Source organism: Streptomyces inhibens, from assembly GCF_022221585.1.
GTDB classification, from domain to species: domain Bacteria; phylum Actinomycetota; class Actinomycetes; order Streptomycetales; family Streptomycetaceae; genus Streptomyces; species Streptomyces inhibens.
The window spans coordinates 3,110,387-3,122,829 of the sequence record NZ_CP084681.1; the positions used below are offsets into that span (position 1 = coordinate 3,110,387).

Here is a 12,443-nt window from a genome sequence, read left to right on the forward strand (position 1 = left end):
GTAGATGGCCATGAGGCTTGGGTTCGGTGGGGCACACGACAAGGCGCACGCCTCTCAATTACCTGACCAGTGCCTTCTGCATCCTGTTCGCGACGGCGTCGATCGCACCGAGCGGCGCCACAGGAAGCCCCGCACACTGCCCGTTGGTCAACCGCATGGGCGCTGCCAGGCAAGATGGCTGTATGGCAGCACCACCTCCTTCACAGTCCGATACCGAGCTGGATTTCTGGCAGGAACGCCGCATCTGCTTCCTCAGCACTCCGCGGCCCGACGGCACCTCTCACCTCGTCCCGGTCGGAGTGACGTACGACGCGGAGACTCGTATCGCCCGCGTCATCAGCAGCCGCACCAGCAAAAAGGTTCGCAACGTTCTCGCCGCTGGGCCGGACGTCATCGTCGCGGTCAGCCAGGCCGAGGGACGTCGCTGGTCGACGCTGGAGGGAGCCGCAGTCATCAAAGACGACCCGCAATCGGTCGCAGACGCCGAAGCGCGCTACGCCCAGCGGTACAAGCAGCCACGGGCCAACCCTGAACGCGTAGTCATCGAGATCAGGGTCGCCAAGGCCATGGGCACGGTGAAACCACCGGGCTGGTGACCTCTACATCCACCGAAGTCCTGGCAACCCGCCGCAGACCGCGGCATTCCCCTGTCCTATCGCCGGCGCCACGCTCCGAGTGCAGCTCCGCCGAGCCAGCCAATGAGCCCGACCAGGCAGTGTCCGACGGGTCGCGTGACGGGAAGGTGATCACGTCGATGCGGCCGGTGCGGTCCGGAGAGATCTGTCGGAGCAGGAGTGGGCGCGTCTGGAGCCGCACCTGCCGAAGAACGGAGGAAGGGGAGGGCGTTGGAAGAGCCACCGCGGAGTGGGACCGTCCGGCGGTGACGGCCCCGACGCCACAGGGAGTCGAGGCCGTCACGCGCGGCATCCCGGAATGCAGGCAGCAGGCCGAGAGAACCTGCTGCGTCAGGAAGCGGGCTTGTCCCAGATGATCAGGACGTAGCCATTGCCGCCGCGCTGCCCGTCTGTGCCGAACAGTCCACCATGCCCGGCCTGCCCACTGCCCTCGGGGCGGCGGTTGATCCCGACCCCGCCGCGCCCACCCTTGCCGCCGTCGCCGCCCGTACCACCCATACCACCGGCGCCGCCCAGGCCCACGTACTCCGGGGGTGCGATGTCGGTGTATTGGGGTTTGCCGCCCTGGCCGCCCGTGCCGCCGGCGGCACCCTTGCCGGGTTCACCGGCCTCTCCGCCCGGCTGGCCCTGCAGGCCGATGCTGCCGTCGCCGCCGTGTGTGCCGACCGTGCCCGGGTTGCCGTTCTGGCCCTGACCGCCGACCCTGGAGTCGTAGCAGGTGCCCGTGACTCCCTCGCCGACGGTCCCGCAGGCCGCTCCGCCATCTGCGGGCTGGGCTTCGCCGCCACCGCCGGGCGCACCGGCGTCACCACCGCGGTAGCGGTAGGGGGGCTCCCAGACGCAGTTGCGCAAGGTATGGCCGGCGCAGCCGCCCTTGCCGCCGTGTCCGCCGGCGCCGGGATGGCCGGCGGAGCTGCCGTCGACGGAGAGCAGCCAGCGGCGGGACTCGATGTCGGTGATCTGCGAGCCGCCGCCGATGCCGCCCGCGCCGGGGCGGTAGGCGTCCTGCCCGGCCGTCCCGTTGTTGTCCTCGGAGCCCGCCCCGCCATGGCTGCCCACCCGGGCGGCGGTGCCGGCCTCTCCGCCCGTGCCAACAGCCACCTTCAGCTTCTGTCCGGGGTGCACCTTGACCCGGCCGACGGCGTAGCCGCCGCTGGAGCCGCCGTTGCCGCCCGCACCGCCGCCGCCCCCGCCACCGCCACCGCCACCGGGATGCCGGGCGTTGGGGGCGAGGCTCACCTCGGTGCCGCCGCCACCACCGCCACCACCGCCGGTGGATCCACCGGCGCCCGCACCCCACACGTACATGGTGATGGACTTGACACCGGCCGGCACGGTGAACTCGTGGTACCCCCAGTCGTTTGTGAACTCCGCACGGCAGGTCTTCTCCCCGCACGTCGTGCCGTCCGCCTGAGCGGGCGGCGACACTGTGCACAGGCTGCCCGCCACCAAGGGCGCGACGAGCAAGGTTCGAAGCACATGACGAATCACGACCAACTACCTCGTTCCGTAGGCCAGTTCACTCCGGTCCAGCCAGTCAAGAGCCAAGTGCGAGCCCCGCAGATCTACTCCGCGCATTAACCACCCGAACGAGCGATGTGCACCACAAAGTGCTGGTCCTGGCGCGCCCGAGACCACGACCCGGGCACAGCCGTGCGTCCCGATGGCCGGTACGGGACCACACCGAAGTCAGTCTGGATCCGAACATGATCGGACGGACAGAACCTAAGGTCAGCCCCCGCCCCTCTCAGGAGAACCGGAGCTGGCCTGTGCCTGTTCCAGAAGGATGCCCGCGCGGACGAGGTCCTCGGGGGTGTCCACTGCAAGGCCGGCATCGGCCACGGGCAGCATCCGCACGTTGCGCGAATGCTCGATGAAACGCAGCATCTCGACGCCCTCGGCGCGTTCGAGCGGCCCCTGGCTCAGCTTGCGGAATATCTCCAGCCCTTCGGCCGTGAACGCGTACAGCCCAAGCTGACGGAGGTAGGCAAGGTAGTGACCCCGCGGGTACGGGATCGGCTGGCGGGAGAACATCAGGGCATTGCTGTCCGCGCTGACGACGACCTTGACGACGTTGTGGTCAATGGCCGCTGCCACGTCAGTCACGCGCGTGTAGGCGTTGACCGCCAGGGTGGTTGTGTCGAGGTGAGCCACTGCTTCCGAGACGGCGTCGATCGCTGCCGGGTCGATGAACGGCTCGTCGCCCTGGACGTTGATGTACGCGTCGGCGTCGAGGTGCTGGGCGCATTCGGCGACGCGGTCGGTGCCTGTGGCATGCTCGCCAGTCATCACGCAGCGAATGCCGAGCTTCCTGCACGTCTCCTCGATGCGAGGGTCGTCGGTCGCGACGATGGCATCATCGAGCCGCGTGGCCTCCTGGCATCGCTGGTGGACGTGCCACAGCAGCGGCTTGTCGCCGAGCATGGCCAGGGGCTTTCCCGGGAATCGTGAGGCGCCCCAGCGGCATGGGATCACCGCTACGTGCCGGCGCGAGGTGTGCTTCGACTTCGTTGTGGTGACGGCCACGGTGATCTCCGGTCGATAGGCGGGTCAGGGACTGGTGGAGCTGGGCAGGAGAGCGAGCTTGGCAGCGATGGTCGGTGCAGGGACCTTGGCGAAGGGCAGCCACCGGTAGTCCGTGACTTCCTCGACTTGGAGGTGGATCTTCCGCTCGCCGAGAAGTCGGAAAGCGAACCGGAAGTCGTAGTGCTGGTGCGCCGGTTCGCCTTTGTCAGGGTTGGCTGCGATGTCGTGTACATCGATGTCGAGCGGGATGCCTTCGTAGCCCATCAGCGGCACCACGGCGCTGGGCGGGATGCCGGCCTCCTCCTGGAGTTCGCGCAGTGCGGCACTGGGGAGAGTGGTGTCGGCAGGCTCGATGTGCCCACCGGGCGTGAGGTCCTTGTCGAAAATCTTGTGGCGGATGTGCAGCACTTGATCGTGGCGGTCGATCACGACGGCACTGCAGGTGATGTGGCCGGGGTAGGTCTTGCGGCTGGTCGGGTCCTCCGAGCGCGTCAAAGCGTCCAGAAGAGGCATGAGTGCTCCCCGCTCGTCGGGGTGGCGCCCGCGGTATGCCTCGGTCGTGTGGTGGATGTGGCTGCCGGACGGGGGCATGTGAATCACCTGGCGAAGTGGTCGAGCCAGGCGCTGGCGATGGCCTGGCGGTCGTCTGCGGACATCTCGTGGAGGCTCGGGTCGTGCGTGCCCCGGCTGAGCGCGGATGTGGCGGCGAGTATCTCGGCCTGGACGAGGTGGATGTATGTGCCTACGGCCGCACCGTGCAGGAAGTTGACGGCGTTGCCGTTGGCGAGCACGTAGAAGTAGTGGCCGGTCACGTCGTAGCGAGTCAGCTGGTCCCCGGCTGGGGTGCGCCGGTAGAGGTCGTCGAGCGCGTCGAGTTCGAGTTCGTCCTCGGAGGAGGTGACCGAGGCGACGTACGCGCCGTTGTGCAGGGCTGCGAAGTCGCTCTGCCGCAGGGCCAGGTTGCCGGTGGCGCACAGTACGAGGCCGGCCTTGTGGATCGCTTCCGTGCAGGTGGCGGTGGTGCGGAAGCCCTGGGCGTGGGCTTGCACCTGCTTGACGGGATCGTTGTCGTAGACGACGACGCGCAGGTCGTGGGCTCGCAGGGTCTGGGCGATGCTGCGGCCGACTTTGCCGAATCCGATGACGCAGGCGTCGCGGCTGGTGAGGATGTCGCCTCGGGTGCGGACCAGGGCTTCCGTGGAGAAGACGATGGACCGGCCGACGAGGTGGTCCTCGCAGTCCTTCAATGGGGAGCGCGCCACCGAGAACACGGGGCAGGGAAGTTGGTCAAGCGCCTCGTATCGCTGGTGGCCGTTTTCGGTGTCCTCGACGACTCCCAGGATGCGGCCGGAGAATTTGTCGACCAGGGTGTCGAGGCTGGGGGCGTAGTAGCCGCCGATGTCGAGGAGGACGACGTCGCGACCGGGTGCGGTGTCTTCGAGGTACTCCAGGGCGCTGGTCGGATCGGCGAAGAGTTCACGGGTGAGGGCGTGGACGGCGTATGTGCGGCGGACCTCTGCCAGGGCCTCTTTGGTCACGGATTTGGGCTTGGGGAGAACGGCTGCGACGGTGGTCGTGCGGGCCATCGCGCGTAGAAACGCCGGGCGTTCGGGGAGGAGGTGCGTAATGATCAGCGAGGTGGCTTGACCGGCGGCGGGGAAGCGTTCGGTGATTCGTCGGAAGAAGGCGTCCAGCCGGGCTTTTTCTGGGCTTTCCACGGCAACTCCTTTCTCGTCGCCAGGTGGTCAGGCTGCCGTTCGGTACGCGGGCTGGGCCAGGGCCTGCATCTGTGCGCGCATGCCGGTGGGCAGGTCGACTGTCGGCTGCCAGCCGAGTACGGACTGGGCGCGGCGGGGGTCAGCGCGGGTGGTCAGTACGTCTCCGTTGCGGGCGTTGTCGGCGTGGATCTGGATTTCTCGGCCAGCGAGGTTGTTGGCGATGTTGATCACGTCGAGCAAAGAAGCATTGGCTCCGCCGCCGACGTTGACGATGCCCGTGTCGATGGGGGCCCCCGCAGCGGAGATGGTGGCGGCGACGGCGTCGTCGATGTACGTGAAGTCGCGGCGCTGGTGGCCGTCTCCGTACAGCCGCAGTGGCTCCCCGGTCATGGCGGCGTGGAGGGCGCGGTGGGTGAACATGTCGGGGCGCTGGCGGGGGCCGTAGACCGTGAAGTACCGCAGTGCGATGACGCTGGTGGGGCAATCGGCTCGGGAGGCGTGAGCCAGGCAGAGCTGTTCCTCGGCGAGCTTGGTGACCGCGTACGGAGAAGCCGGGCGGGGGTGATCACCTTCGACGCTGGGGCCGCCGTTGGTAGGGCCGTAAACGCTGGAGGAGGAGGCCACGACGAGCCGGGGGACGTGCATACGCGTGGCGGCGTCCATGAGCCGCTGGGTGGCGAGGATGTTGGAGTTGACGTACTCGCTGAACTGCGGTCCCCATGACGGTCGTACGCCAGGGATGCCGGCCAGGTGGAAGATCACGTCTGCGTCGATGAGGAGCGGGTCGATCGCGCAGGTGAGGAGGTCCGCGGTGATGTGCATGTAGCCAGGAAGGCCGTGCAGTGCGGCCATGTTGGCGGCGGCCGTCTGATCTCTTGCGGGGTCGCGGCGGTCGAGGCCGATGACGGTGGTTCCTGTCTGGAGCAGGGCGTGGGCGAGGTGGGATCCGATGAAACCGGCCGCGCCGGTCACCAGCGCGCGCCTAGGGCTCGATGCGGTCGCGGCGGAGTGGCTGTCTGACACGGAACTCTCCAGAGGTGGGTTGGCGGGTGGGGTGGTCAGCTCAGTTGGGACAGGACGGTGCGACCGTGGGCGCTCAGAGCCAGGTCGCCCTGGTGGTGGCCGCGGACGATTGCAGTGACGGCTTCGATGGCGCCGAAGCGCTCCAGGAGCCGTTGTTCGGTGTCCGTGAGGCGACTGCCGTATCCGGTGAAGAACGCCTCGCGCAGTTGAGGGGCCGCCGGCCAGTGGCGGAATTCGAGTCGGGCGAAGTCCCGGAGGCGGGCGTCGCGTCGCATGTGCTCGAAGTCGAAGGCCCAGAAGCCCTCTCCGATGCGCCAGTTCCTGGGCTGGTAGTCGAGGTGGCAGATGGCGCTGTCCATGCAGGTGCCGGCCAGTTCGTCCGCGGTCTGCAGGAGGAGGTTCCGCTCGCTGCCCGATAGGAGGTCCGCGAGGTCGGCCCTGGCAACCCAGCTTCGGAGACGATCTGCCAGCTCGTCTCCCATGTCCCCGGCGCTACAACGGTTCGTCGCGTGATGAAGGGCTCCAAGTGCAGCACCGGCGTCGTGGTGCGCCCGCTCCTCCTCGTCCGAACCAGGCAGGAGTGCGTCACCGCTCCGACCGGGCACCGCGGTGAGCAGGAGGATGTGCGTCGAGTCCTGGCGGTCGACTAGCTCAGGTGCGTGGTCTTGGAGATGGCGTCTCCACGTCAGGTAGGCGTGCGTCTCTTGGACGTATCGCGCCTGGCTTCTGTGCTGCTTTGCGAAGTAGGTGTTGCCGCGGGTGTCCATGAGCTGCAGGAGGTGGGGCGGGAGCGTCGGGCCGGCGACGATGCTGACAGCTCCGACCGTCTGGCGCGCGAGTTGGATGCGCGGATCGTCGTAGGCCGTGCTCACGGCGTCGCTCCCGCTGCTAATGCGGCGAGGTGGGCGGTGTCGTTGTGCCGGTCGAGCATCCAGCGGCGCTGGCCGAGCCGGTTGTGGTGGTGCTGCCAGCGAGTGACGGAGGCGTGGGAGACGGTGAAGCCGGCTTCCGTCATCGGCCCGAGTCCGAGCAGGAGGGCGTGTGCTGCGAGGATCGTTTCGCCGTGGGCGGCGAACAGGACTCGGCCCCCGTCGTGACGGGCGATGAGGTCGCGGAGAAACGCCTCGGCTCGCTGGAGGTAGCCGTTCCAGGTGTCGGATCCCGTGGCCCATGGTTGGTCTGGGTGGGCATGCGGTCCGCCGTTCGCTGCGGTCTTGACGTAGTGCCAGGGCTTGCCGTCGGCCTCTCCGTGAGCGGGGCCATCGAGGCCAGGTTCAATGAGGGGCTCCAGACCGAGGGCCTGCCCGAGGATCTGTCCGCTCTGCTGCAGGCGCAGTCGGGGGCCGGCGTAGAGCGCGGTGAACGGCTGGGCTCGGTGCTCGGCGGCCAGCTGGGCTGCGGCCCTCTGGACCTGGAGGTACCCGCGGTGGGTGAGCCCTGTGCAGGTTGCGGGTCCGCCGACGCGGCCGTCGACGTTGCAGCGAGCCTCGCCGTGGCGGACGAAGACGAGTTCTGTGGTGATCATGAGGTGCCTTGGGTTTGTTGGCGCTGATGCAGCCAGCCGTATCGGTAGCCGTGGCGCCCGGCGTACGGCGCGGTCAGTACGGCGTGCAGTGCGAGGAAGTCGCCGAGGCGCTCTCGGCTTGTCGCCCCTAGCTGGGCGTCGTGCCGGGCAGCGGCGTGGTTGTAGCTGTTCAGGGCCGCTTCGATGTCGGGTGGGTCGATCGGGCCGTGCGTCATGATCAGCGTCGTGATCAGCTTGGCCAGGTCGTATCCGAAGGGCGCGAGGGTGAGGTCGTCCGTGTCGACGCTGAAGACCGTGCCGTTCTCGGTGATCAGGAAATTCCGCGGGTTGCTGTCCTTGTAGAAGGCGGCAGGCCCATCGGCGGAGCGCTCCAGCAGCGTCAGCATCGCGTGCAGGGCGGCGGTGTCGGGCAGAAAGCCCTTCTCCAACCGGTTGCGCAGCGCTACTTCCCGACAGGAGCGGAAAGCCGCGAGAAGGCTGCCCTCCCGGAGTTCGTGAGGTATGTCCAGCTGTGCTGCGTCCAGGCCGCTTGTCCAGGCAGCACCATGCGCATCGCCCAGGAGCGCGGCCAGAGACAGCAGGTCCTTCTTCTGCGCATGACGACCGTCGATGCGCTCGAAGGTCAGGCTGGCCGGCCCGATCACAATCAGCGCCGGCTGCCGTAGCGGCTTCGCATGGGCGGCGAGCCACCCATAGTGGTGGGCGGCGGCAGCGGCCTTCGCCGGGGTCTCGTAGTGCTTGGTGAAGTGGAAGGGCGTCACGTCCGGCCTCCTGCTGACCGAGCCACGACATAGGTGATGACCGAGGTGGTGGTGATCGGTTTGTCCGGGTGCCACTCGTGGAGCGCGGCGGCCAGGGCGCTCGGGTTGCCGTACAGACCGGGTGCCAGGTCGTACTTGGGGTTGGTTGCGAGGTACTCGGCGGCGTGGTCGAGGCCGGAGAACTCGAAGCGGTGCTCCTCGTGCTCGACCGCCACCACGTCCAGGGCCGACTGGGCCAGCTCGGCGAGGTTGCCTCCGTGCGCGGTGGCGTAGAGGCTCTCGTGCCGCTCGGCGCGCGGGTCGAGACCGGCGGCGGCGATGAGGGCGTCCATGTCGCTGTAGCTGTCGAGTGCCTTCGTGACCAGCACGGCGAGCCCACCGGGGGCCAGGGAGCGGGCGATTTCCGCGATGGCTCGCCTGGGGTCGGGTGAGTGGTAGAGGCAGAACGCCGCAACAGCCAGCTCACAAGAGTCATCGGGCAGGGGTAGATGGTGGAAGTCCCCTTGGAGAAACGCCACTTGCGTTCCGGGGTGGTGGCTGACGCGACTTCGAGCGGCGGTCACCAGGGCGGGAGAGGCGTCGATACCCACGAGCCGCTGCGGCTTCAGCTGCTCGGCCAGGACGCGGCTGCTGGTTCCGCGGCCGCATCCGATGTCCGCTACCAGAGTGGGACGGCGATCGCCCTCGGTTCGGTGTGCCTGGGCCAGCTGGACGATCGTCTCTGGGACGGGACGTCCTGTGGTCTTGGCCCGCATCAGTGCGCTTGAGCGGCGGGCCAGCCGGGCGGTGTTGCCGTACAGCTCGCCCTGCCGGTCGGGGTCGAGAAACGGGTTGGTGATCACGAGCCGCACCCCCGCTCGGGGCGCGGCGCCCTCAGGTGCTCTGTGCGGCGACCTGCTGCAGCCAGCGTCGCGTGTGCCGGCGGCTGGTGAGGAGCACCACTTCGGTGTGCCCGGCGGCGAACTCCTCGATCTTGGTCATGACCCGCGGTCGCATCTTGCGCCGGTACGTCGCGACGTACTTGATCACGCCCCAGGTGATGCGGTTGTGCACCCCGTTGCCCTTGTGTCCGGCGCCGTGCCGGATCTGCCGGGAGAAGATCCCCCACAGTGCGGCCGGTGTCGAGACGTCCATCAGCACCACGGTGTCGCAGGCTTCGAGCCGGATCTGCAGCGTGGAGTTGTAGTTGCCGTCGATGATCCACGTCGGCTGCGCGACCAGGCCGCGCTGCACCTCGGCGAACTTCTCCATGGGCAAGGCGTTCCACTCGTCGTCGTAGAACGCGGAATCCAGGTGCGTCACTGGAGCATCCAGGATCTTGGCCAGCTTGCGGGCAAGATCCGACTTGCCGCTGCCTCCGCAGCCGACGATGGCGACCTTCTTCATGGTGCTCCAGCCTAGAGGTGCTCGGGTGCCCGGACGGCTCGGCCGCCGGAACACATACGGATGATCGGGGCATGCTGGCCCGTGCAAGGCGGTTCATCACGCGGCCCCCCGCCTTGGCGACGCGGCGGCGGTGGCCACGTCCAGCACGGTCTCCAGTGCATCGACCTGGTGGCTGAGCCGGAAGAGCCCCAGTCGGCCGAGGCACTCCGAGATCAGTTCGGCGTGCTGCTGGCTGCCAGCGATCCTCTGGAGGTCCGCGATCCGCCGGATCACGTGGCCGCCGGTCCTGACCACCAGGTCCTCGGGCACAAACCGCTCGACGTGCCGGATGCCGGCCGGCGCCAGCGGCAGGCAGCCAGCGAGGACGGCTTCGAAGATCCGCTGCGTCATCTGTCCGGCCGCGGCGTACCGCTCAGGCAGAAGTAGCACTGTAGCCAGGGTGCTGCTGTAGAGCCGGGAGACGGCGTTGAAGGGGATTCGGCCGAGGAAGGTGATGTGTGGCCAGCGCGCGGTACTGGTCCATTTGCCGCCCACCTGGTGGTCGAAGCGGGCGGCGGCTGGAGCGAAGAAGCGGTCGAACTCGTCGTCGCGGTCGTACTGGTTGCCGACGTAACCGAGCGGCGTCTTCCGGTCCTCGCTGGCCAGGGCGATTGAGTCGGCACCATCCAGGAGTGCATCGTCGACGGGGAAGAGGAGGCGGTGGGCACCAAGGGTGGGCGTGAGGGCGGCCTCGCACACCTCGACGTTCCGGATCCGCCGCCAGATGCTGTCCTCGCGCAGTTGCCGGTCCTTGTCCCAGATCACGGTGGGGGTACGGCGGCAAACGGTGTAGTGCTGGAGCAGCTCCGCTTGGCGGTGGAGATCACAGGTGTGTCCTTGGGTGCCGCAGGCGGTGGTGTTGCGCCCTTCGATGGGCCAGCGCCATTCAAGGAACAGCACGTCGATGTCCGGGATGCCGGCGCCGAAGGTGTACGCGCCGCCGAGGTCGTCTCCGGCTTCGAGGCGATCGCGGTCGGCCTGTAGAAACACGATGTCGTGGCCGCGCCCGAGGAGCGCGTCGATCAACGGCCGGCGGTGGCTGCGGCCTCCGTCGGGGGTGTCGGTGACCCCGTTTCCGAGGAAGCCCCAGAAGCTGTATCCGATCTTCATTTGGTGATCCACCTCCCTTCGAGCAGCAGGGCGTCGAGCCCGGAGTTCGCGAGGCAGTCCAGTGCCATCTCCGGGGTGCCACAGATGGGCTTTCCCTTGACGTTGAGCGAGGTGTTGATCAGGACAGGGACTCCCGTACGGCGGGCAAACGCCTCCAGGACCTGGTGCATGAACGGGTTCTGTGGCGCAGTGACGGTCTGGAGGCGGGCGGTGCCGTTGGCGTGGACGATCGCGGGGATGCGCTCGCGGGCAGCGTCGGTCACCTGGGAAGCCATGGACATGTACGGGGCGTCCTGGCCGAGGGTGAAGAACTCGCGGGCGCGGACGGCGGTGACCATGGGAGCGAACGGGCGGAAGGGCTCGCGGAACTTCACCGTGGCGTTCAGGCGCTCGACCACCCCGGCTTCGAGGGGCGAGGCGAGGATCGAGCGGTTCCCCAAGGCACGGGGGCCGGCCTCGACGCGGCCTTGGAACAGCCCCACGATCATCCCGTGGGCCAGCTGGTCCGCGAGAAACTCCGCGGCGTCCGTGCCGAGGGGCTTCTGCGTCAGTCCGGGCCACGAGGTGAGGTCCAGCTCCGGCTCCGGGAAGGACGGGCCGAGGTAGCAGGTACGGGCGATCCCGGACAGGGGCCGTTGGCTGCCGCTGTCGGTGTGCACGGCGACAGCGGCGCCGATCGCCGTGCCGGCGTCGCCGGGAGCCGGCGGGACGAAGACCTCGTCGAAGATGCCGGCGTCGATGATCCGTCCGATGCTGACGCAGTTGGTGGCCACGCCACCGCCCATGCACAGCCTGCGCGAGCCACTCACCAAGCGGGCTCGGCGCGCGAGGTGGATCATGATCTGCTCGGTGCGCTCCTGGAGGGCGGCGGCCAGGTCCTGGTGGATCTCCTGGACCGGCTCGTCCGGTTGCCGGGGCGGGCAGGTCTCGGCGCCGAACCGAGGGGAAGTGCGTGGATAGCCGGAGGTGAGCACGCGGGGCGGGAAGTACGCCGGGTCCACGGCGAAGCCGGTGGCTGTGGTGTGGACTGCGCGGGTGAAGACGTGCCGGAATCGGGCGGGGTCGCCGAGCGCTGCGAGGGCCATCACGGTGCCTTCTTCGTCGCCGCGCCGCCAGCCGAGGTGCTCGGTAACCGCCCCGTACACATAGCCCAGCGAAGCCGGGTCCGTGAGCCCCTCCAGCATGCGCACCCGCGGACGGGCGCTCTGGTGAGCGTGGGCGATGGTGGTGGTCTGCCGCTCGCCGAGGCTGTCGATGACGAGAACAGCCGCCTCCTCCCAGCCCGACGCGGTGAACGCGGCCAGTTGATGCGCGCGGTGGTGCAGTACGGGGGTAACACGGGCGCCGGGGAAGTCCTGAGCGAGGAGCCGCAGGCGACGCCGGGTACGCACGGCGACCTTGGCGAACCCTGCCGCACGCGGTATGGCCCGTGAGCGGGTCGTGCCCGACAGGGCCATCCGCAGGGCGGCGGGAGTCTCGGCGAGGTAGCGGATGGGCTGGAAGTTGTACGCGACTGCTTCGACGTCACCAGGCGTGATGCCGGCCTCCTCCAGCAGCCACCCGATGGCCTGACGCGGGTACTCACGGGTGTGTTTCTGCTGGGACAAGCGCTCCTCTTCGACGAAACCCACCAGCTCGCCGTCGATGAGGAGAGCTGCGGCGGAGTCGTGGGTGAAGGAGCACGCACCCAGGACAACGGACGGAACGTGGTCCACGGCGG

General features: G+C 68.5%; 13 protein-coding genes. 1 reads left to right on the forward strand and 12 read right to left on the reverse strand.

Annotation, left to right across the window (positions count from 1 at the left end):
• Nucleotides 1–182 precede the first annotated feature (182 nt).
• Nucleotides 183–596 (forward strand): TIGR03618 family F420-dependent PPOX class oxidoreductase, encoded by a 414-nt coding sequence (locus KI385_RS14330; protein WP_238572594.1) that lies wholly within the window; start codon nt 183–185, stop codon nt 594–596.
• A gap of 369 nt (nt 597–965) precedes the next feature.
• On the opposite strand, the gene KI385_RS14335 is transcribed toward KI385_RS14330, so the two are convergent.
• The 12 genes from KI385_RS14335 to KI385_RS14390 all read right to left on the reverse strand — a co-directional run bounded on the left by KI385_RS14335 (nt 966) and on the right by KI385_RS14390 (nt 12,438).
• Nucleotides 966–2,063 carry a hypothetical protein gene (locus KI385_RS14335; RefSeq protein ID WP_238578093.1) on the reverse strand — a complete coding sequence of 366 codons (1,098 nt, stop codon included), beginning with the start codon at nt 2,061–2,063 and terminating at the stop codon, nt 966–968.
• A gap of 303 nt (nt 2,064–2,366) precedes the next feature.
• Nucleotides 2,367–3,161 carry a 3-deoxy-manno-octulosonate cytidylyltransferase gene (locus tag KI385_RS14340; RefSeq protein ID WP_238572595.1) on the reverse strand — a complete coding sequence of 265 codons (795 nt, stop codon included), beginning with the start codon at nt 3,159–3,161 and terminating at the stop codon, nt 2,367–2,369.
• Nucleotides 3,162–3,185: 24 nt separating this feature from the next.
• Nucleotides 3,186–3,674, reverse strand: a complete 489-nt coding sequence (locus tag KI385_RS14345) for an NUDIX hydrolase (protein ID WP_238572596.1) — start codon at nt 3,672–3,674, stop codon at nt 3,186–3,188.
• 83 nt (nt 3,675–3,757) lie between these two features.
• Complete coding sequence (locus tag KI385_RS14350) at nt 3,758–4,879, reverse strand: adenosylhomocysteinase (RefSeq protein ID WP_238572597.1); 1,122 nt, start codon at nt 4,877–4,879, stop codon at nt 3,758–3,760.
• Nucleotides 4,880–4,906: 27 nt separating this feature from the next.
• The gene (locus KI385_RS14355; protein WP_238572598.1) at nt 4,907–5,851 is read right to left on the reverse strand and encodes an NAD-dependent epimerase/dehydratase family protein; all 945 of its coding nucleotides are present in this window, start codon (nt 5,849–5,851) and stop codon (nt 4,907–4,909) included.
• 86 nt (nt 5,852–5,937) lie between these two features.
• The gene (locus KI385_RS14360; RefSeq protein ID WP_238572599.1) at nt 5,938–6,774 is read right to left on the reverse strand and encodes an aminoglycoside phosphotransferase family protein; all 837 of its coding nucleotides are present in this window, start codon (nt 6,772–6,774) and stop codon (nt 5,938–5,940) included.
• Entirely contained in the window at nt 6,771–7,427 is a 657-nt protein-coding gene (locus tag KI385_RS14365) for a histidine phosphatase family protein (RefSeq protein WP_238572600.1), read from the reverse strand. The genes KI385_RS14360 and KI385_RS14365 overlap by 4 nt, the downstream gene beginning before the upstream one ends.
• Complete coding sequence (locus KI385_RS14370; RefSeq protein ID WP_238572601.1) at nt 7,424–8,188, reverse strand: phosphotransferase; 765 nt, start codon at nt 8,186–8,188, stop codon at nt 7,424–7,426. Before KI385_RS14370 ends, KI385_RS14365 begins: the two co-directional genes overlap by 4 nt.
• The gene (locus tag KI385_RS14375) at nt 8,185–9,030 is read right to left on the reverse strand and encodes a class I SAM-dependent methyltransferase (RefSeq protein WP_238572602.1); all 846 of its coding nucleotides are present in this window, start codon (nt 9,028–9,030) and stop codon (nt 8,185–8,187) included. Before KI385_RS14375 ends, KI385_RS14370 begins: the two co-directional genes overlap by 4 nt.
• Before the next feature lie 31 nt (nt 9,031–9,061).
• Nucleotides 9,062–9,574 carry a P-loop NTPase family protein gene (locus tag KI385_RS14380; RefSeq protein WP_238572603.1) on the reverse strand — a complete coding sequence of 171 codons (513 nt, stop codon included), beginning with the start codon at nt 9,572–9,574 and terminating at the stop codon, nt 9,062–9,064.
• Between the two features lie 96 nt (nt 9,575–9,670).
• Entirely contained in the window at nt 9,671–10,723 is a 1,053-nt protein-coding gene (locus tag KI385_RS14385) for a glycosyltransferase family protein (protein WP_187412916.1), read from the reverse strand.
• Nucleotides 10,720–12,438 carry a carbamoyltransferase family protein gene (locus tag KI385_RS14390; RefSeq protein ID WP_238572604.1) on the reverse strand — a complete coding sequence of 573 codons (1,719 nt, stop codon included), beginning with the start codon at nt 12,436–12,438 and terminating at the stop codon, nt 10,720–10,722. The genes KI385_RS14385 and KI385_RS14390 overlap by 4 nt, the downstream gene beginning before the upstream one ends.
• Nucleotides 12,439–12,443 lie beyond the last annotated feature (5 nt).

Excerpts from the sequence above, each read along its gene's own strand:
- KI385_RS14330 (WP_238572594.1), top strand. The coding sequence starts at position 183 with ATGGCAGCACCACCTCCTTCACAGTCCGATACCGAGCTGGATTTCTGG.
- KI385_RS14345 (WP_238572596.1), bottom strand. The coding sequence starts at position 3,674 with ATGCCTCTTCTGGACGCTTTGACGCGCTCGGAGGACCCGACCAGCCGC.
- KI385_RS14365 (WP_238572600.1), bottom strand. The coding sequence starts at position 7,427 with ATGATCACCACAGAACTCGTCTTCGTCCGCCACGGCGAGGCTCGCTGC.
- KI385_RS14380 (WP_238572603.1), bottom strand. The coding sequence starts at position 9,574 with ATGAAGAAGGTCGCCATCGTCGGCTGCGGAGGCAGCGGCAAGTCGGAT.
- KI385_RS14385 (WP_187412916.1), bottom strand. The coding sequence starts at position 10,723 with ATGAAGATCGGATACAGCTTCTGGGGCTTCCTCGGAAACGGGGTCACC.